The sequence below is a fragment of the Paraburkholderia sp. GV068 genome (assembly GCF_003058125.1).
In the GTDB taxonomy this organism is placed as follows: domain Bacteria; phylum Pseudomonadota; class Gammaproteobacteria; order Burkholderiales; family Burkholderiaceae; genus Paraburkholderia; species Paraburkholderia graminis.
Map to the genome: position 1 here is coordinate 400,793 of NZ_QBUB01000003.1, position 17,706 is coordinate 418,498.

At 64.0% G+C, this 17,706-nt stretch carries 20 protein-coding genes; 7 read left to right on the forward strand and 13 right to left on the reverse strand.

All coding sequences use genetic code 11. The features are described from left to right. Positions 1-6: 6 nt before the first annotated feature. Complete coding sequence (locus C8K18_RS09335) at positions 7-621, reverse strand: hypothetical protein (RefSeq protein ID WP_107707300.1); 615 nt, start codon at positions 619-621, stop codon at positions 7-9. A gap of 94 nt (positions 622-715) precedes the next feature. Between C8K18_RS09335 and C8K18_RS09340 the strand changes: the two genes are divergently transcribed. Both C8K18_RS09340 and C8K18_RS09345 read left to right on the forward strand, forming a co-directional pair. Further along, entirely contained in the window at positions 716-1,522 is an 807-nt protein-coding gene (locus C8K18_RS09340; protein ID WP_107707301.1) for a crotonase/enoyl-CoA hydratase family protein, read from the forward strand. Between the two features lie 165 nt (positions 1,523-1,687). Beyond that, positions 1,688-2,854 carry an MFS transporter gene (locus C8K18_RS09345; RefSeq protein ID WP_107707375.1) on the forward strand — a complete coding sequence of 389 codons (1,167 nt, stop codon included), beginning with the start codon at positions 1,688-1,690 and terminating at the stop codon, positions 2,852-2,854. 68 nt (positions 2,855-2,922) lie between these two features. Here C8K18_RS09345 and fahA read toward each other — a convergent pair whose 3' ends face one another. The 3 genes from fahA to C8K18_RS09360 are packed head-to-tail and all read right to left on the reverse strand — an operon-like array spanning position 2,923 to position 7,002. Beyond that, complete coding sequence (gene fahA / locus C8K18_RS09350; RefSeq protein WP_107707302.1) at positions 2,923-4,236, reverse strand: fumarylacetoacetase; 1,314 nt, start codon at positions 4,234-4,236, stop codon at positions 2,923-2,925. Next, positions 4,233-5,579: a homogentisate 1,2-dioxygenase gene (gene hmgA, locus C8K18_RS09355; RefSeq protein ID WP_107707303.1), complete on the reverse strand. Its 1,347-nt coding sequence runs from the start codon at positions 5,577-5,579 to the stop codon at positions 4,233-4,235. The genes fahA and hmgA overlap by 4 nt, the downstream gene beginning before the upstream one ends. 58 nt (positions 5,580-5,637) lie before the next feature. After that, complete coding sequence (locus tag C8K18_RS09360) at positions 5,638-7,002, reverse strand: MFS transporter (RefSeq protein ID WP_053857549.1); 1,365 nt, start codon at positions 7,000-7,002, stop codon at positions 5,638-5,640. A 259-nt stretch (positions 7,003-7,261) separates the two neighbouring features. Here C8K18_RS09360 and C8K18_RS09365 point away from each other — a divergent pair, with 259 nt between their 5' ends. Then, positions 7,262-8,095: an EAL domain-containing protein gene (locus C8K18_RS09365; RefSeq protein ID WP_006047843.1), complete on the forward strand. Its 834-nt coding sequence runs from the start codon at positions 7,262-7,264 to the stop codon at positions 8,093-8,095. Between the two features lie 38 nt (positions 8,096-8,133). Here C8K18_RS09365 and C8K18_RS09370 read toward each other — a convergent pair whose 3' ends face one another. After that, the gene (locus tag C8K18_RS09370) at positions 8,134-8,919 is read right to left on the reverse strand and encodes an IclR family transcriptional regulator (protein ID WP_107707304.1); all 786 of its coding nucleotides are present in this window, start codon (positions 8,917-8,919) and stop codon (positions 8,134-8,136) included. A 93-nt stretch (positions 8,920-9,012) separates the two neighbouring features. Here C8K18_RS09370 and C8K18_RS09375 point away from each other — a divergent pair, with 93 nt between their 5' ends. Then, on the forward strand, positions 9,013-10,203 hold the full coding sequence (locus tag C8K18_RS09375) for an acyl-CoA dehydrogenase (RefSeq protein WP_006047845.1): 1,191 nt from the start codon (positions 9,013-9,015) through the stop codon (positions 10,201-10,203). Positions 10,204-10,346: 143 nt separating this feature from the next. Here the strand turns inward: C8K18_RS09375 and C8K18_RS09380 are convergent, their stop codons facing one another. Then, positions 10,347-10,985, reverse strand: a complete 639-nt coding sequence (locus C8K18_RS09380) for a peroxiredoxin (RefSeq protein WP_006047847.1) — start codon at positions 10,983-10,985, stop codon at positions 10,347-10,349. 340 nt (positions 10,986-11,325) lie between these two features. On the opposite strand from C8K18_RS09380, the gene C8K18_RS09385 reads away from it, so the two are divergent. The 3 genes from C8K18_RS09385 to C8K18_RS09395 all read left to right on the forward strand — a co-directional run bounded on the left by C8K18_RS09385 (position 11,326) and on the right by C8K18_RS09395 (position 12,718). Then, complete coding sequence (locus C8K18_RS09385; RefSeq protein WP_006047848.1) at positions 11,326-11,628, forward strand: YqjD family protein; 303 nt, start codon at positions 11,326-11,328, stop codon at positions 11,626-11,628. A gap of 141 nt (positions 11,629-11,769) precedes the next feature. Beyond that, entirely contained in the window at positions 11,770-12,156 is a 387-nt protein-coding gene (locus tag C8K18_RS09390) for a phage holin family protein (RefSeq protein WP_006047849.1), read from the forward strand. Positions 12,157-12,253: 97 nt separating this feature from the next. Next, the gene (locus C8K18_RS09395; protein ID WP_006047850.1) at positions 12,254-12,718 is read left to right on the forward strand and encodes a DUF3318 domain-containing protein; all 465 of its coding nucleotides are present in this window, start codon (positions 12,254-12,256) and stop codon (positions 12,716-12,718) included. 59 nt (positions 12,719-12,777) lie between these two features. On the opposite strand, the gene C8K18_RS09400 is transcribed toward C8K18_RS09395, so the two are convergent. The 7 genes from C8K18_RS09400 to glyA form a co-directional block, all read right to left on the reverse strand. Beyond that, the gene (locus tag C8K18_RS09400; protein WP_006047851.1) at positions 12,778-13,209 is read right to left on the reverse strand and encodes a type IV pilin protein; all 432 of its coding nucleotides are present in this window, start codon (positions 13,207-13,209) and stop codon (positions 12,778-12,780) included. A gap of 11 nt (positions 13,210-13,220) precedes the next feature. Next, the gene (locus tag C8K18_RS09405; protein ID WP_107707305.1) at positions 13,221-13,712 is read right to left on the reverse strand and encodes a pilus assembly protein; all 492 of its coding nucleotides are present in this window, start codon (positions 13,710-13,712) and stop codon (positions 13,221-13,223) included. A 104-nt stretch (positions 13,713-13,816) separates the two neighbouring features. Then, positions 13,817-14,635 carry a PilW family protein gene (locus C8K18_RS09410; RefSeq protein WP_107707306.1) on the reverse strand — a complete coding sequence of 273 codons (819 nt, stop codon included), beginning with the start codon at positions 14,633-14,635 and terminating at the stop codon, positions 13,817-13,819. After that, the gene (locus tag C8K18_RS09415; RefSeq protein WP_374710198.1) at positions 14,632-15,066 is read right to left on the reverse strand and encodes a prepilin-type N-terminal cleavage/methylation domain-containing protein; all 435 of its coding nucleotides are present in this window, start codon (positions 15,064-15,066) and stop codon (positions 14,632-14,634) included. Before C8K18_RS09415 ends, C8K18_RS09410 begins: the two co-directional genes overlap by 4 nt. A gap of 29 nt (positions 15,067-15,095) precedes the next feature. Next, positions 15,096-15,656 carry a GspH/FimT family pseudopilin gene (locus C8K18_RS09420; protein ID WP_181324839.1) on the reverse strand — a complete coding sequence of 187 codons (561 nt, stop codon included), beginning with the start codon at positions 15,654-15,656 and terminating at the stop codon, positions 15,096-15,098. A gap of 205 nt (positions 15,657-15,861) precedes the next feature. After that, positions 15,862-16,344, reverse strand: coding sequence for a transcriptional regulator NrdR (nrdR, locus tag C8K18_RS09425; RefSeq protein ID WP_006047856.1), 483 nt, complete (start codon positions 16,342-16,344; stop codon positions 15,862-15,864). Between the two features lie 6 nt (positions 16,345-16,350). Beyond that, the gene (gene glyA, locus C8K18_RS09430) at positions 16,351-17,598 is read right to left on the reverse strand and encodes a serine hydroxymethyltransferase (RefSeq protein WP_029970409.1); all 1,248 of its coding nucleotides are present in this window, start codon (positions 17,596-17,598) and stop codon (positions 16,351-16,353) included. Positions 17,599-17,706: the final 108 nt, after the last annotated feature.

Consider the following 17,706-nt stretch of genomic DNA (forward strand, 5'->3'; position numbering starts at 1 on the left):
GGAAATCTACCCGCCGCCCGCGTTCAGCGGAACGGGGCGAATCGCCGTGCGGGCGTCGTCCGGTGCGCCGCATATCTCGCGCAGCAACGCAGCCTCGCGCTCGTGCACTTCCACCGGAAACCAGCGCGCCCCGGCATCGGCGAGATAGCGCGCGCGATGCTGCCCGTTGCGAAACGCCACCACGCCTTCGCGCTCGAAACCGAGCCACCCGAGCAGGCCCGGCGCGCGGCGCGTCGAGATCGTCACGTAGGGCATCTGCGGAATGCGCGGATTGTCCGGATCGAGAAACTCGCGAATGCCGCGCACCTTTCCCGCATGCCATTCGGCAACGGGCTTCAGAACATAATCGGTGTTGTCGCGATCGGCGCACGCGAGCAGCTTGCGCACGTCGACCACGACGACCTGATGCCGCGTGCCGTCGGCGACAAAGACGCGTTTCAGACGCACGTGGTCGTACCATGAATGCCGGTCGAGCGGGACGATCCAGACGGTCTCCGCGCAGGCCGGCGCACCCGCGGACGGTGAATTGGCGAGAGGCAAAGGCAGGCTCGATAAGCTGGCGGCAGCTCGCCAGCGCGTTAAGAGAGCGCTAACGCTACGAGTCGATTGTGAAAGAAGCATGTCAAGCCACGGTATTAACTGCTGTGCATGAGCGCTGCACTGGCGCCCGAACGAATCAACGAACGGGCGAACGCGGACCTTCAGGGAGACGACGATGATAAGCACGCAAAATTTCAACCAATATGTGCGTATCGAAGCTAACCGTGATAACGGCGTAGCAACCATCGTGCTTGAGCGTCCGGAGCGGCGTAATGCGGTCGACCGTCTCGTCGCCGATGCGTTGAGCGCCGCGTTTCAATGCTTCGAAGCCGAGCCCGCGTGGCGCGCAGCCGTGCTGTTCGGCGCGGGCGGCACCTTCTGCGCGGGCGCGGATCTGAGCGCGCTCGCCGACGACACGCGCCGCAACGAGATTCACGCGGACGGCAGCGGTCCCGGACCGATGGGACCGACGCGCATGCATTTCACGAAGCCGGTGATCGCGGCGATTACGGGCTATGCGGTCGCGGGCGGCCTGGAGCTGGCCGCCATGTGCGACCTGCGTGTCGTCGAGGAGGAGGCGGTGCTCGGCGTGTTCTGCCGCCGCGTCGGCATTCCGCTGATCGACGGCGGGACGATTCGCTTGCCGCGGCTGATCGGCATGTCGCGCGCGCTCGATCTGATACTCACCGGCCGCGCGGTGAGCGCGCAGGAAGCGCTCGCTTTTGGCCTCGCGAACCGCGTGGTCGCCAAAGGCGAGGCGCGCGCGGCGGCCGAGCAACTGGCCGCCGAACTCGCGGCCTTTCCGCAGGCGGCGCTGCTGGCCGACCGCCGCTCGGTGCTGGAAAACAGCATGCTGGACGATCTCGCCGACGCGCTGCGGCGCGAAGGCGCCGGCGGCTATGCGGCGGTTTTCGACGAAGGTGTTGCGGGCGCCGAGCGTTTTACGAAGGGCGCGGGACGTCACGGCAAGGCGTCGGATTAAAAACAACAGCCGCGCCGTGCACACGACTGAGCGCCCAGCACTATCGTTTTGACTTAGGTAAAATCCCTAACTGTTTTGCTTTCAGCACGGCGCACGCGCTTTCGCCCCGAAAACGCGCGCCGTCCGCGCGACGTCTCGCGCCGCGCCGATCCACAGTCCGCCGCCATGCCTTTGCCCCTGCTTGCTCTCGCCATTGCCGCCTTTGGCATCGGCACCACCGAATTCGTCATCATGGGGCTCCTGCCCAACGTCGCCCGCGATCTGTCGGTGTCGATTCCGGCTGCCGGCATGCTGGTCTCCGCTTATGCGCTCGGCGTGACGATCGGCGCGCCGATCGTGGCGATCGCCGTCGCCAACATGCCGCGCAAGAAAGCGCTGATGAGCCTGATCGGCGTATTCATCGTCGGCAATCTGCTGTGCGCGCTTGCGCCGGGCTACGCGGTGCTGATGGCCGCGCGGATCGTCACCGCGTTCTGCCACGGCGCGTTCTTCGGCATCGGCTCGGTCGTGGCCGCGGGGCTCGTCGCGCCGAACCGCCGCGCGCAGGCCATCGCGCTGATGTTCACCGGCCTCACGCTGGCGAATGTGCTCGGTGTGCCGCTCGGCACGGCGCTCGGCCAGGCCGCCGGCTGGCGCGCGACCTTCTGGGCGGTGACGGGCATCGGCATCGCCGCGGCCGCCGCGCTCGCGGTCTGCCTGCCGGCGAAGATCGAGATGCAGAAAGCGAGCCTCGTGCGCGAATTCGGCGTGCTGAAAAATCCGCAAGTTCTGATGGTGCTCGGCATCAGCGTACTGGCGTCGGCAAGCCTCTTTTCCACTTTCACGTACATCACGCCGATTCTCGAAGACGTGACCGGTTTCACGCCGCACGCGGTCACGCTCGTACTGTTGCTGTTCGGCTTGGGGCTGACCGTTGGCAGCACGCTCGGCGGCAAGCTCGCGGACTGGCGGTTGATGCCGTCGCTGGTGGCGTTCCTGCTCGCCATCGTCGCGATTCTGACGATCTTCGCCGGCACCATGCATGCCGAAATTCCGGCGATGATCACGATCTTCGCGTGGGGCGTTCTGGCGTTTGCGATCGTGCCGCCGTTGCAGATGCTGATCGTCGACCGCGCGAGCGATGCGCCGAATCTCGCGTCGACGCTGAATCAGGGTGCCTTCAACCTCGGCAATGCGACGGGCGCCTGGCTCGGCGGCATGGCGATCGGCGCGGGCGCGCCGTTGACTACGCTGCCGTGGGTCGGCGTCGCCACTTCCGTCGGCGCGCTGCTGCTTACGCTGTGGTCGGTGTCGATCGACCGGCGTGCACAAAGGATGGCGGTGGCGGGGTGAACGCCAGGAGCGCAGAGTGAGGCCAGCCGGGCGGCCTTTCTGGGCCATAGCCGGCCGGCGCCTCAGGTTCACCCCCGCGCCGCCACAATCTCCCCGACGCAAGCCCCAAAGCCCACGCGATACCCATCGCCCTGACACCATCCGGCGAGCGTCAATTCATCGCCGTCCTCAATGAACGTGCGCGTGCCGCCGTCTTTCAGTTCAAGCGGCTTCTTGCCGTTCCACGTGAGTTCGAGCAGGCTGCCGTACGAGTCTTCGGTCGGGCCGCTGATCGTGCCCGAGCCCATCAGGTCGCCCACTCGCGTATTGCAGCCCGACACCGTGTGATGCGCGAGTTGCTGCGCCATCGTCCAGTACATGTGCCTGAAGTTGGTTCGCGCGATGGTCGTCGCCTGTTTCGCTGCATGAGGCCGCAGCTTCACTTCGAGCGCGATGTCGAACGCATGGTCGCCGTCGTGCCGCAGATACGCAAGCGGCTCTGGCTCCTGCACCGGCTGCGCGACGCGGAACGGTTCCAGCGCATCGAGCGTGACGATCCACGGCGAGATCGTGGTCGCGAATGTTTTTGCATTGAACGGACCGAGCGGCACGTATTCCCATTGCTGAATGTCGCGGGCGCTCCAGTCGTTCAGCAGCACCATGCCGAAGATGTGCGCTTCCGCGTCCGCACATGCAATCGGCTCGCCCAACGCGTTGCCGCCGCCGATCACAAAGCCGGTCTCGAGTTCGATGTCGAGCTTGCGGCACGCGCCGAACACCGGCCGGTCCTGATCGGGCAACTTCAATTGACCATTGGGCCGACGCACCGGCGTGCCGCTCACCACCACCGACGACGCGCGTCCGTTGTAGCCGATGGGCATCTCCGACCAGTTCGGCAACAGCGCATTCTTCGGATCGCGAAACATCGAGCCGACGTTCGTCGCGTGCTCTTTCGAAGAATAAAAGTCCGTGTAGCCGGGAATCTCCACGGGCAAATGAAGCCGCGCGTCGGCCGCACGCACCAGCACTTTGGCGCGCAGTGCCGCGTCGTCGCGCAACGTCGCGGTGTCGCGTGAAAGCAGGTTGCTCAACTGGATGCGCACGCTGCGCCACGCGTCGCGGCCTAGCGCGATGAAGTCGTTCAGCGTATCGCGCGCAAAAACATCGGCGTTCGACGGCAGCTTCAATAGCCCCGCCGCCTGCAATGCGGCCAGATCGACGATCTCATCGCCGATCGCCACGCCCGCGCGGCGCGTGTCGTTGCTCGTGTCGTTGGCCGTGTCGCTGAAAATGCCGAACGGCAAATTCTGGATCGAGAAATCGTGACTCGGCTCGTTGGCCGACTCGACCCAGCTTTTGCGCGACGGATCGAGCGTCGCCTGAAGATCGCTCACTGCGCTCATCGTTGCTCCGGATTGAAGTGTTTCTTGAGACCTTGCCAGCACTCGTAGTAATGCGCCTGAAGCTGCGCGGTTTCGAGCGCAAAGCGCGTCGGCTTGATCAGCGTGCGCGTTTCGAACATGAAGGCCATCGTGTCGCCGACCTTGTTCGGTTTCGACGTGTCGCTATGCGACGCTTTCTCGAAGGTCTCCGCGTCGGGGCCGTGGCCGGACATGCAGTTATGCAGGCTCGCGCCGCCCGGCACGAAGCCTTCGGCCTTCGCGTCATAGACGCCATGCACGAGGCCCATGAATTCGCTCGCGACGTTGCGATGGAACCACGGCGGGCGGAACGTATCTTCGGCGGCGAGCCAGCGCGGCGGAAAGATCACGAAGTCGATCGTATCGACGCCCGGCGTGTCGCTCTGCGATTGCAGCACGAGAAATATCGACGGGTCCGGATGATCGAAGCTGATCGAGCCAATCGTGTTGAAGCGCCGCAAGTCGTACTTGTACGGCGCGTAGTTGCCGTGCCACGCGACCACGTCGAGCGGCGAATGGCCGATGTCCGCGCGCCACAAATTGCCGTTCATTTTCGCGACGAGTTCGAAGTCGCCTTCGCGGTCCTCGTAAGCGGCATGCGGCGTGAGAAAGTCGCGCGGATTGGCGAGACCGTTCGAGCCGATCGGGCCGAGGTCCGGCAAGCGCAGCAACGCCCCGAAGTTTTCGCAGATGTAGCCGCGCGCATTGCCGTCGGGCAGGCTCACCGCGAAGCGCACGCCGCGTGGAATCACCGCGATCTCGAACGGTTCGACGTCCAGCCGGCCCAGTTCGGTTGCGATATGCAGGCGCCCTTCCTGCGGCACGATCAGCAGTTCGCCGTCGGCGCTGTAGAAGAAGCGGTCTTGCATCGAGCGATTCGCCGCGTACAGGTGGATCGCGCAGCCGCTCATCGATTCGGCTGCGCCGTTGCCGGCCATCGTCACCCAGCCGTCGATGAAATCCGTGGGCACGGTCGGCATCGGCAACGCGTCCCAGCGCAACTGGTTGGGCGGCGTCGGCGGGACGTCGGCGAAATTGGCGACGAGCCGCTCCGAAGGCAGCGGCGCGAACGGCTTGTGCACCGCCGCCGGACGGATGCGGTACAGCCACGAGCGCCGGTTGTGGCCGCGCGGCGCGGTGAACGCGGTGCCCGACAATTGTTCGGCATACAAACCATAGGCGACGCGCTGCGGTGAATTGCGCCCTGCGGGCAGCGCGCCCGGCAGCGCTTCGGTCGCGAATTCGTTGGCAAAGCCGGACTGATAACCGGGCTCGATTTCGAGCCGCGAACTGGCGCTATCCGGCTGACGTGTTGAGGTGTCCATGCAAGTTCTCCGTTGACTCTGTATTTCGTCTCACGCGGGTTTCGTCACGCGTGTTTCGTCACGCCGTTTGCGGCTGCGACGGGCGGTTGCGTTGCCGCGTCGCCGCGGCGAGCGCGATCACGAGCAGCGCGGAACACAGCACCGGCACGGCGGCCGCATGAAACAGCGATTCGTTCGACCAGTTCAATGCGATCAACTGGCCACCGACGAGCGGTCCAATCACCGAGCCGATCCGTCCGATGCCGAGGCTCCAGCCGATGCCCGTCGAGCGCAGCGTGGTCGGATAAAAGTGGCCGGCCAGCGCGTTCACCGCCGGCTGTCCGCCCACCACGCAGAAGCCGCCCGCGAACACGACGAGCAACAGCCACGGCAACGCATGCGCGACCGTCCCGATGGTTCCGACGGCGAGCGCCGCGCCCGCAAAGCACACGAACAGCACGCGCACAAAACCGAACCGTTCGATGAACCAGCCGAGCAGCAACGTGCCCACGACGCCGCCCGTCTGCAACACCGTGCCGACGATCACCGCCGTGCTCGGCGAATAACCGGCGTCGCGCATGACCGTAGGCAGCCAGTTCGACAGGAAGTACAGATCGATCAGATTCATGAAGCTGATCGCCCACAGGATCAGCGTCACCGGCGCCCGGCCCGCGCGGAACAGTTCCGCGACCGGCGCACCGTCATTGCCCTTTTCACGCACGACGACGCGCGTGTTGGCGTCGATCGGCAGGCTCGGATCGAATCGGGCGAGCCAGCGCAACGCGCGCTCGCTGCGGCCCTTCAGCACCAGAAATTGCAACGACTCCGGCAGCAAGGCAAGCATGGCGACGGCGAGCAGCAGCGGCACCACGCCGCCGACCCAGAACACCGCGCGCCAGCCGTAGGCCGGAATCAACGCGGCGCTGATGAATCCGCCGAGCGCGGCGCCCAACGTGAAACCGCACGACACCAGCATCATGCGCTTCACGCGATGCGCCGGCGTCGAGAATTCGCCGACGAGCGCCATCGCGTTCGGCATGATGCAGCCGAGGCCAAGACCCGTGATGAAGCGCAGCGCGATCAACGCGGGGATCGTCGCGACGAAGGGCGTGGCGAGCATCGACAGCGCGAAGAAAAAGGTCGCGCCGATCAGCACCGGACGACGCCCGATGCGGTCGGCCAGCACCGACAACCCCAATGCGCCGAGCAGCATGCCGAACAGGCTCGCGCTGAAAACCGGACCGAGCGCCGCCTTCGACACATGCCATTCGCCGATCACGCTCGGCGCGACATAGCCCATGGCCTGCGCGTCGAAGCCGTCGATGACGAGGCACAGTCCGCACAACGCGAGCAACATCAATTGAAATGCCGGGTGATGCGTTTCGCCGAGCACCTGCTCGACTTCGATCACGTTGGCGGCGGCTGCGGCCGGCTTGGCGCTCATGAGGGTTGTCTCCGGATAGGGTCTTCGAACGCTTACGCGAGAATTTACGCATAGTAAAACGAATTACGTTAAGTGAAATTAACGTATACCCTGGAGCTTGCGTGACACACGCGCCGCGGCCCGCGCAGACAGGCATCCGCGGGATATGGTTATCAGCATTTTGTTCATGTGACGGCGGTGCGGACTGCTACCATCGGAAGATGCGGTGTACGCGCGTTGTCCCGGCGCCGACACGCCACCAAGTGATCCATTCGCCTAAATGATTCCGCCGACCATCCCCACTCTCGTTGCGCGCGCCAGTGACCATCCCTTTCTCGGCAAACATCTGGCGATGGGCTCCGGCAGCCACGGAGACTTCGCGCTCGCGCGCTTTAACGACCTCGAACTGACGAGCGGCTACGAGCCGATCTTCGACATCAGCGTGCATGCGTTGGCGCAGTCGCTGTCGTCGGATGTGGAAAACGTGGATCGTTTCGGCGATGAGCTCGGCTTCCAGGCGGTCACGCAGCGGCTCGACGCCGCGCCGTTCGATATGTTCGACGCGTTCGACCGCATCGGCGACGACCAGCAACTGGTCTCGCTGGATCGCATGTCGCGCGCGCTGCATGCGATCAATTTCTTCGGCGCACAGCGGCACGGCCTGCTATTTCTGCGCGTGCACGAGCGGCTGTTGAAGAGCGTGAAGTACGACCACGGGCGGCATTTTTCGAGCGTGCTGACGTCGTTCGGGCTGAATCCGGCGAGGATCGTGATCGAGCTGCCCGCGGCGGCCGTCGCGCATAAGACTTTTCTCGGCTATCTGACCAAGAGCTATCAGCACTACGGCTTCAAGGTCGCGGGCAATCTGTCAAACGCGGGGCAGATTCTGTCGGTCTCCGATACGGCGCGGCTCGACTTCCTCAAGATGGATGCGGCAGTGGCGTTGCGCGACGCGACGGTCAAGCCGTTAGTCGGCTACGCGGGCCGGCTGCGGATTCCGCTGATTTTTAATCGCGTGATGGACGAAGCACAGTTCGAAGCGTTGCAGCAATACGATGTGCGCTTTGTGCAGGGGCCGCTGTTTAATGCGCATTATCATGATCGGGCGGCTTGAGCGTGGCCTGATCCCGGCTTGATTTGCGCCACGGACTGCTAGCCCACGTCTCCCAGACGCCGCGCAAGCGCCTTCAATCTCGGCGCTACTTTCTCGCGAAACACATCTTCTCCCATCGACGAAGCCGGCCCGCTGCAACTCAGCACGAGCCAGCGTCCTTCGCGCGGCTCGCGAAACGGCACCGCAACGGCGTTCACGTCGTCGTGCCACGCGCGAAACGAATAACAGCAGCGCTCCTCGGCGAACGCCGCGATCTCCTTCACGGCCTCGGCCACCAGCGCCGCGCCGCCCTTGCCCGCCGCTTTCTTCAGCTCGGCGAGCAGCGCGTGGCGCACGTCGGCAGGCTGCACGGCGAGATACGCGCGGCCCATTGAGCTCGTCAGCATCGACAGTTTCGAGCCGGGCGCGAGGCCGAGCGTGAGCGCCGTTTCGCTGCGAATCGTGTCGAGATAGATCATGTCGAGTCCGTCGCGGCAGCCGAGCGACACCGCCGCGCCGACTTCGCGCGCGAACGCGCGCATATGCGGGCGCGCGAGTTCCAATGTGTCCGTGCCGGACAGCAACGCGAAACCGAGCGACAACACGCCGGCATCGAGCGCATATTTGCCTAGCGCCTCGTCGAGCCGCAGATAACCGAGCACGGTCAGCGTGTACGCGAGACGGTTGACGGTCGCCTTCGGCAAACCCGTGCGTTCGACGAAATCGCGGTTGCCGAGCATCGTTTCGCCCGGCTTGAAAGCGCGCAGTAGCTCGAGCCCGCGCGCAAGGGCGACGACGAATTTGCGCTCGTCGAGCGGCTCGGTGAAAGTGGCTGCGGGCGTCATCGGGTGATACACTCGGGTGTCGTTTGCAAAACATTGTTTCGCATAGCGGAACTCAAGTCAAGCTTGGATTACGCAAGAATCAGGAGATATGTCATGGCCGAGGCCGCGCAGTTTCACTGGGAAGACCCGTTGCTGCTGGATCAGCAGCTCACCGAAGACGAACGCATGGTGCGCGACGCCGCCGCCGCGTATGCACAGGACAAGCTCCAGCCGCGCGTGCTCGAAGCGTTCCGTCACGAGAAGACGGACATCGAGATCTTCCGCGAAATGGGCGAGCTCGGCCTGCTCGGCCCGACCATCCCCGAGCAATACGGCGGGCCGGGGCTCAACTATGTGGCGTATGGGCTGATCGCGCGTGAAGTGGAGCGCGTGGATTCCGGCTACCGGTCGATGATGTCGGTGCAGTCGTCGCTCGTGATGGTGCCGATCTACGAATTCGGCTCGGAGGCGCAGAAGCAGAAGTATCTGCCGAAGCTCGCCACCGGCGAATGGATCGGCTGCTTCGGGCTCACCGAGCCGAATCACGGCTCCGATCCGGGCAGCATGGTGACGCGCGCGAAGAAGGTCGACGGCGGCTACTCGCTGTCGGGCTCGAAAATGTGGATCACGAATTCGCCGATCGCGGATGTGTTCGTCGTATGGGCGAAGCTCGAGGAAAACGGCAAGGACGCGATTCGCGGCTTCATTCTCGAGAAGGGCTGGAAGGGACTGTCGGCGCCGACCATCCATAGCAAGGTGGGTTTGCGCGCGTCGATCACCGGCGAAATCGTGCTCGACGAAGTGTTCGTGCCCGAAGAGAACCGCTTTCCCGAAGTGAGCGGGCTGCGCGGTCCGTTCACCTGCCTGAACTCGGCGCGCTATGGCATCGCGTGGGGCGCGCTCGGTGCGGCCGAATCGTGCTGGCATACCGCGCGTCAGTATGTGCTCGATCGCAAGCAGTTCGGCCGGCCGCTCGCGGCCAATCAGTTGATTCAGAAGAAGCTCGCCGACATGCAGACGGAAATCACGCTCGGCCTGCAAGGCGTGCTACGCCTTGGCCGCATGAAGGACGAAGGCACCGCGGCCGTCGAAATCACGTCGATCATGAAGCGCAATTCATGCGGCAAGGCGCTCGACATCGCGCGGCTCGCGCGCGACATGCTGGGCGGCAACGGCATTTCGGACGAATTCGGAATTGCGCGGCATCTGGTGAATCTGGAAGTCGTGAACACCTATGAAGGCACGCACGACATTCACGCGCTGATTCTCGGCCGCGCGCAAACGGGCATTCAGGCGTTTTTCTGAGGCTTGTCTGAGCATGTACGGAGCGCCGCTTGCGTCGATAACGGCGCGCTCTGGCGAGCAATAAAAGAAGGCCGGTTCGCAATGAACCGGCCTTCTTGCATTTGACGACGCGCCGGGGTTTTCCCGACGCACCGAACGCGAGCTTACTTGTTCGGCTGCGGCGTCATGCGCAGATACGGACGCAGTGCCTTGTAGCCCTTCGGGAACTTCTGCTTGATCACTTCTTCGTCCTTCAGCGACGGCACGATCACCACGTCGTCGCCCTGCTTCCAGTTGCCGGGCGTCGCGACCGAGTGGCTGTCCGTAAGCTGCAGCGAATCGATCACGCGCAGAACTTCGTCGAAATTGCGCCCCGTGCTCGCCGGGTACGTGATGATAAGACGCACCTTCTTCTTCGGATCGATCACGAACAGCGAGCGCACGGTGAGCGTTTCGTTCGCGTTCGGGTGAATCATGTCGTACAACTCGGACACCTTGCGGTCGCCGTCGGCCAGAATCGGGAAGCCGACGCTCGCGGCCTGCGTTTCATTGATGTCCTTGATCCACTCCTTATGCGACTCCGCGCTGTCGACCGACAATGCAATGGTCTTGACGTTGCGTTTTGCGAATTCGTCGGCGAGCTTGGCCGTCAGACCGAGTTCAGTGGTGCAGACCGGCGTGAAGTCGGCCGGATGCGAGAACAGGACGCCCCAGCTATCGCCGAGCCATTCATGAAACTTGATGCGGCCGATACTCGACTCCTGCTCGAAATCCGGTGCGATATCGCCAAGACGTAGACTCATTTGCATCTCCTTAAGGTTCTGAAAAACTGGCGTGGGCGTGTGCCCGTGTGGTTCCGCAAAGATAAAGCATACGGCAGCAACCGTACATGGCGAACCAACATCGGCTCAGTACTTTATGCGGTTTTGTAATTTTCGCCGATTTAGTGGAAACTTTGCGGGACAGATCAACTCCATCATGCACTAACATCAACTGCGGAAGTGGCGCAGTGGATGTTCGGGGAGTTTCGCCTCGCCGGGAACGGTTCGTGCATTCGCTCGGTGCAACCGGGCAGTGCGCTCGCCAGTCGCCGTTTCTTTGGTTACGATTCACGCGTGGCGTGAGACGAAGGGGGAGCTGTCAATGTCGGAAGTCAACAAGGAGAGATTGATGTCGGATATCAAAACCGTCCTCGCGGACGCGGAAGACCTGCTGAAACAGGCCGCAAGCGCAACGGGCGAGCGCGCTTCGGAATTGCGCGAAACGGCGCTGTCCCGCCTGAAGCAAGCCAGGGAAAAAGCGGCCGACGTGCAGGTCGTCGTAGTCGAGAAAGGCAAGAAGGCTGCTCGCGCAACCGACGACTACGTTCACGAGCACCCGTGGGCATCCATCGGCATCGCTGCGGGCGCCGGCGTGCTGCTGGGTCTCCTGATCAACCGCAAGTAACACTGCACCGCAGGTGCCGGACACGCGATGTCCGGCATGCCAGCCAATCGAGCGGACCGGCGCACGTCAGGCCGGTCAGCTTATCCCGGCGCGCACGTTTGCCACGCGCCGCTTCGGCCAACCCGCGCAACGCCCACAGCCATGACGATCGACACACAATCGCAGCGCGAACAACATAGTCCGTTACGCCGCATCATCAGTTCGGTGTCGGCGATTCTGCAAACGCGTCTGGAACTGATCGGCATTGAACTCGCCGAAGAAAAGGATCGCCTCCTCGGCGTGCTGTTCCTCGGCCTTGCCGCGATGATGCTGACCACCATGGCCCTGATCGCGCTCACGGCGCTGATCGCGATTGCGTTCTGGGACACCTACCGATGGCAGGCGCTTGCCGGAATCACGCTCGTCTACGCGATTGCCGGACTGGTGTGCGCGCTGAAAGCGCGCAGCGGGCTGCGCAATGCGCCGATGGTGTTCGATGCCACCATCGCCGAATTCGAGAAAGACCGCGACGTGTTTCGCAAACCGTAGCGCGGCGAACGAGTGTGGTGCTTTGCGAGCCGTTCGTTGCACTGTTTGTTGCCCTGTTCGTTGCGCTGTTCCTTGCCCCTCTCACTGCCGACACGCCATGAGCCATAGCTACTCCAGCACCGCCTACCGTAACAAGCGCCAGCCGGCGAGAGACTTGAGCGCACCGCAGTTGCGCGAATTGCGCAAGGAACTGCTGCTCGTGCGCGCGGACGTCGAGCGCATGGAATTCGCTCAGGCCACGCTCGAATTACGCGAGGCCGTCACCCACTTCAGTTGGCTCAAGTTCATCGTGCCAGGCTTCGGCGGGCTGCGCATGGGCAGCGGCGCCAAGGCTAGCCTTCTGAACGCCGGAACCATCGGCGCACTTCTGAAGCAATATCCGGTGATCAGTTCGATCGTGTCGCTCGTGCTCGCGAAACCGTTGCGCGCGACGTTCGCAGCCGGTGCGAAGCCCGCACTCAAGTGGGGCGGTCTCGCATTCGCCGCGTGGGAAGCGTATCGCGTATGGCAGCAGATCAAGGGCGAGTCGCGTGCTTCGGCAAGGTCTGGCGACGAGGGTTGAATTCGTCGCTTATGGCTCCTGGTATCAGACAGCTTCCGGCGCGAGCAGCAGCCCCGTTGCTAGCCTGTGGCCCAACACTGCGCGGTCAGCGGTGCCGAACCGTTTCCCGCAGTCTTATTGCTTCGCATGCCGGTCGCGTCGAGCGTAAAGACGCCGCACGCGTCGTCTCGCATCGGTCCCGATTCGTCGGGCGCCGCTTCGATCGAATAGCCGCCGTTTGCATCGTCCGCCGGCAACACGCGCAACCGATAAACAGCCGAGCCGAATGACGGAGCCTGGTTGAAGCCGGGCGGCAGCGCAAGAACGCTGTCGCTTGCCGCGCCCTCGACGAATTGCGCCGCGCGCAACAGCGCCGATGCCGCGTCCATCCGATACGTGCGCGCAATATGGCTGCGATACGAAGGCACCGCGAACAAAGCCAGCACAGCGACGATCGCGAGCGTGATGATCAGCTCGAGCAAGGTGAATGCGGATAGATGCAGCCTTCTCATTTGCAACCTCGCTAAAAGGGCCGTGCGGCGACACGCCGCCAATGGCGCTCGATCCGCTCGCCGTCGATAACTAGTTGCATCTGCAGCCATACCTGCGACTCGCGCTTGTTGCCGAAGCCGCGCGCCGTCAACAGATACGCGCGTGCATCAGGGCGGCCAGGGAGACGCCACTCTTCGGCCACGCATTGCGGCGCGCGCAGCGAGCCGGGCCATTGCGCCAAAGGTGTCGCAGCGGCGCCTTCGAACGTGGCCTCGACTTTCCATTGCGCGGGCTCATGAGCGGCGGGCTGCGATGCGATCACACCCAGGCCCGTGGATGCAACGGCGCTGCGGGCGCATAAGGTCAATGCCGAATCGGCGGCGTGAAAGGCCTGCAAATAGTCGCGCACGTTTACCGCGCTACGCGCTGCCGCGAGCGATGCCTCGAACCACGCCGCGGACGTCGCGAGCAGCATCGCGGAAATCAGCAGGACGATGGGTAATACGGTGCCGCGCTCCTGCATGCGCGGGGCGTGTCTGCGGAGGCGGCGAGGTCGATCCGATTGCTTTACGGAGCTGCGCCCAGTTTCATTCACGTGACGGCATTCGGTCGTGATTTGTATTTCGCTCACGACAAGCCCCCTGCGTAATTGCGCAACGCAACTCGCCGCCAGAACGCTTGCCGCGGACGCAGATCCGTCGCGATACCGCTTACGCCGTCGCAATCGACATAACGTGAGCGCTGCCCTTGCGGCGCGCCGCGCACTAGCACGCAGAGGTCAACCGCGACCACGTTGGCCCACTGGTCGGCCGTCACCGCCGAGGCGTCGAGTGCGTTCGCCGCGCCGGCAAGCCAGTACTTGAGACGCAGCCGCTCCACACCTTCGACAAGCGGTTGCGCGGACCCTGTCTTGCCGTTGCCTTCGCAGTAAAGTTCCGGCTCGCCGGTCGAGCTGCTCGCCTTCGCGTAAAAGCGATTGACCACCGGCACGCCGCGATCGCCGAGCGCAGCGCTATTGCCCGTAACAGCTTGTCCGAGGCAGTCCGTCGTCTGCCCCGTGGCTGACGGCCAGGTCGACACGCTGTCCCCGACGTATCGCACCGCGACGCCGTCTGATTTGCCGGTCAACGTCTCGCACGTCGGACGGCTGTCGTCCGTGCCTGTCGGATGCCCGCCCGAACAGCCGAACAACGGCGTTGGCGCTCGATATTGCGTGGCGTCGGCCGGCACGAAGCCCGCCATCTGCAACTGCTGCCCAACGACGGTCAACGCGGTCAAGCCGGCATCGCGCATACGCAGCGCATTGTTCGCGCGGTCGAAGGCGGCGCGCTGCGTCGTGTAAAGCGACACGGCGCCCGCGGTCACGATGAGTCCAAGCGCAAGAGCGATCACGAGCTCGATCAGCGTATGGCCGCGCACGTCATGCGCATGCACATGCGGCATCATTTGACGAACGCCAATGCGACGCAGGAAAAGCCCACGGGCGCATCCACTCCGCCGCACGGCTCGGGCTTGTCGATCACGTCGTCGGCGGCGTGCGGCGCGTTGCGCGGAGCCGTCCAAGTGACGCGGGCCGCCGACACACCTCCTATGCCGATCACCGACGCGTCGCCGCCCGGCAGCAGCGTCGCCGCACGCGAGCGCCATGCGTTAAGCGCGGCGTCGTTCGCTGACGGCGCAGACACCGCTTCAGCGACCGAATCGGCGATCCATGCGGCGTGTTCGCGCATCGACATCGCTCGCGCCTCGCGCGCCATCCACAATTGCCCGGCGATGAGACCGAGCGCCGTGACTGCCATCACCGCAACGGCCAGCATCACTTCGATCAACGAACTACCGCCGCGCTTGTTGCAACTGCGGTGAGGCCGTGCCTGCAGCCGCCGCAAAGACCTTCTGACCAGCGGGCTCACGACGCCGCCCCACACGCGCCGTCCGTAATTCGCGTGCGACCACCCGCCGCGATGCGAATGCAGCGCCGCCACTTATCGCCCTGCGTTGCTTTCGATGGCGCTCGCGGCGCAACGTCGAAGCTGCGAAACGTGCCGATCAGTTGTCCGGCGGGCGGTGTGAACGTGAGATTCGTCTGCGTGCCGGCGATGCTCACCGCCGCAACCGAGGCATGCGCGCGCAACAGCGTAGACGTGCCGCCGCGCTCGGCCAATACGGCCCAGCCGCAAGACCAGTCGGCGACGCCATTGCCGCACGGCTGCCCGGCGGCAAGACAGTGACGCGCCGCGTCCGTCCTGCATACGATCACCCGGGCGCCGCGGCGCAATGCCTCACTGCGTGCATACGCAAGCGTGGACACGAGCGCGTTCGCACGTGCGTCGACCTGATCGCGCACCTGCCAGGCTACGAACGATGGCGTCGCCATCATCACGATCACCGCGAGCAGCGCGATCACGACCAGCGTTTCGACAAGCGTAAATGCGCCGCATGGCGACGAAGCGATTGCATGTTGTTTCATCTGCATCCCTGAACGTTTTCAAAGAATGCAGCCAATCTAGCGATTCGCGGACCGCTCAACAATCGGCCGAATGGCCAGGTGGTATTCAGACGCTACCGCACGCGAGAATTCACGCGACGAACCACAATCGGAGCGGCAAATGCAGAAACGTCAAGCCACGCGGCAAAACAGAAACGACAGGAAGTGCCGGGCGGCGGGCTTCCGATCAGCGCTTGCGGGAAGGCTTGGGAGGAGAAGAGGCGCGGCGGAACTCTTCGATCACGTCTTCGAATTCGGAGACGTCTTCAAAGCGCCGGTAGACAGAGGCGAAACGAACGTAGGCAATGGTGTCGAGCGCGCGCAACTCGTTCATGACGAGTTCGCCGAGACGTTCGCTGCGCACTTCGCGCTCGCCGCTGCCCAGCAGTTGATACTCGATACGGGCGACGGCCGCGTCGATCGCGTCCGCTGCAACCGGACGCTTGCGCAGCGCCAGTTGCATGCTCGCGACAATCTTGCGGCGATCGAATTCCGTGCGGCTGCCGTCTTTCTTGACGACCGCCGGCAACGCCAACTCGACCCGCTCATACGTCGTAAAACGCTTGTCGCAGGCCGGGCAGCGGCGGCGCCGGCGAATCGTCGCGCCGTCTTCCGAGACACGCGAGTCGACGACCTGCGTATCGGCGTGACGGCAGAAAGGGCAATGCATGGCGGCTTAGCGGTAGACCGGGAAGCGCTGCGTCAACTCGGCGACCTGACCACGCACGCGTTCGATCGTGGCGGCGTCTTCCGGGTTGTCGAGCACATCGGCAATCAGGTTACCCACCTGCTCCGCTTCCTTGACGCCGAAGCCGCGCGTGGTCATGGCCGGCGAGCCGAGACGGATACCGCTCGTCACGAACGGCTTTTCCGGGTCGTTCGGAATCGCGTTCTTGTTGACCGTGATGTGCGCTGCGCCGAGCGCGGCTTCCGCAGCCTTGCCGGTAATCTTCTTCGCGCGCAGATCGACCAGCATGACGTGGCTTTCGGTGCGGCCCGAGACGATGCGCAGGCCGCGCTTCACCAGCGTTTCCGCCAGCACGCGAGCGTTTTCGACAACGTGCTGCTGATACGTCTTGAACTCCGGCGACAGCGCTTCTTTGAATGCGACAGCCTTGCCGGCGATCACATGCATCAGCGGACCGCCCTGAATGCCCGGGAAGATGGCCGAGTTGATCTGCTTCTCGAATTCGGCCTTCATCAGGATCACGCCGCCGCGCGGGCCGCGCAGGCTCTTGTGCGTGGTGGTCGTGACGAAATCCGCGTGCGGCACCGGGTTCGGATAGACGCCCGCGGCGATGAGGCCGGCGTAATGCGCCATGTCGACCATGAAATACGCGCCGACCGACTTCGCGATCTTCGACAGACGCTCGAAGTCGATGCGCAGCGCGAAAGCGGACGCGCCTGCGACGATCAGCTTGGGCTTGTGTTCCTGGGCGAGCTTTTCGGCAGCGTCGTAGTCGATGTCTTCCGCTTCGTTCAGGCCGTAGCTGACCACGTTGAACCACTTGCCCGACATGTTGACGGGCGAGCCGTGCGTCAGGTGGCCGCCGTGCGCGAGGCTCATGCCCATGATCGTGTCGCCCGGCTTGAGCATCGCGAAGAACACGCCCTGGTTCGCCTGCGAGCCCGAGTTCGGCTGCACGTTGGCGGCTTCGGCGCCGAACAGTTGCTTCACACGGTCGATCGCAAGCTGCTCGGCCACGTCGACATATTCACAGCCGCCGTAGTAGCGCTTGCCCGGATAACCTTCGGCGTATTTGTTGGTGAGTTGCGAGCCTTGCGCAGCCATCACAGCCGGGCTCGTGTAGTTTTCCGACGCGATCAGTTCGATGTGCTCTTCCTGACGGCGGTTTTCCTGCTCGATCACCTTCCACAGTTCAGGGTCGACGTTGGCGATGGTGCTTTGGGCTCTGTCAAACATACGGATTCCGTTGAGTGTTTTCAGGTTGACCGGATCGTGCGCCGAATCTTGCGTAGAGGGTACGCGGCGCTGCTGGCGGCTGGGCTTGGCCTGACGTGGCGGAGGAAG

Bases quoted from the DNA above. Each gene is read 5' to 3' on its own strand.
- C8K18_RS09335 (WP_107707300.1), bottom strand. From the start codon at position 621: ATGCTTCTTTCACAATCGACTCGTAGCGTTAGCGCTCTCTTAACGCGC.
- C8K18_RS09340 (WP_107707301.1), top strand. From the start codon at position 716: ATGATAAGCACGCAAAATTTCAACCAATATGTGCGTATCGAAGCTAAC.
- C8K18_RS09345 (WP_107707375.1), top strand. From the start codon at position 1,688: ATGCCTTTGCCCCTGCTTGCTCTCGCCATTGCCGCCTTTGGCATCGGC.
- fahA (WP_107707302.1), bottom strand. From the start codon at position 4,236: ATGAGCGCAGTGAGCGATCTTCAGGCGACGCTCGATCCGTCGCGCAAA.
- hmgA (WP_107707303.1), bottom strand. From the start codon at position 5,579: ATGGACACCTCAACACGTCAGCCGGATAGCGCCAGTTCGCGGCTCGAA.
- C8K18_RS09360 (WP_053857549.1), bottom strand. From the start codon at position 7,002: ATGAGCGCCAAGCCGGCCGCAGCCGCCGCCAACGTGATCGAAGTCGAG.
- C8K18_RS09365 (WP_006047843.1), top strand. From the start codon at position 7,262: ATGATTCCGCCGACCATCCCCACTCTCGTTGCGCGCGCCAGTGACCAT.
- C8K18_RS09370 (WP_107707304.1), bottom strand. From the start codon at position 8,919: ATGACGCCCGCAGCCACTTTCACCGAGCCGCTCGACGAGCGCAAATTC.
- C8K18_RS09375 (WP_006047845.1), top strand. From the start codon at position 9,013: ATGGCCGAGGCCGCGCAGTTTCACTGGGAAGACCCGTTGCTGCTGGAT.
- C8K18_RS09380 (WP_006047847.1), bottom strand. From the start codon at position 10,985: ATGAGTCTACGTCTTGGCGATATCGCACCGGATTTCGAGCAGGAGTCG.
- C8K18_RS09385 (WP_006047848.1), top strand. From the start codon at position 11,326: ATGTCGGAAGTCAACAAGGAGAGATTGATGTCGGATATCAAAACCGTC.
- C8K18_RS09390 (WP_006047849.1), top strand. From the start codon at position 11,770: ATGACGATCGACACACAATCGCAGCGCGAACAACATAGTCCGTTACGC.
- C8K18_RS09395 (WP_006047850.1), top strand. From the start codon at position 12,254: ATGAGCCATAGCTACTCCAGCACCGCCTACCGTAACAAGCGCCAGCCG.
- C8K18_RS09400 (WP_006047851.1), bottom strand. From the start codon at position 13,209: ATGAGAAGGCTGCATCTATCCGCATTCACCTTGCTCGAGCTGATCATC.
- C8K18_RS09405 (WP_107707305.1), bottom strand. From the start codon at position 13,712: ATGCAGGAGCGCGGCACCGTATTACCCATCGTCCTGCTGATTTCCGCG.
- C8K18_RS09410 (WP_107707306.1), bottom strand. From the start codon at position 14,635: ATGATGCCGCATGTGCATGCGCATGACGTGCGCGGCCATACGCTGATC.
- C8K18_RS09420 (WP_181324839.1), bottom strand. From the start codon at position 15,656: ATGAAACAACATGCAATCGCTTCGTCGCCATGCGGCGCATTTACGCTT.
- nrdR (WP_006047856.1), bottom strand. From the start codon at position 16,344: ATGCATTGCCCTTTCTGCCGTCACGCCGATACGCAGGTCGTCGACTCG.
- glyA (WP_029970409.1), bottom strand. From the start codon at position 17,598: ATGTTTGACAGAGCCCAAAGCACCATCGCCAACGTCGACCCTGAACTG.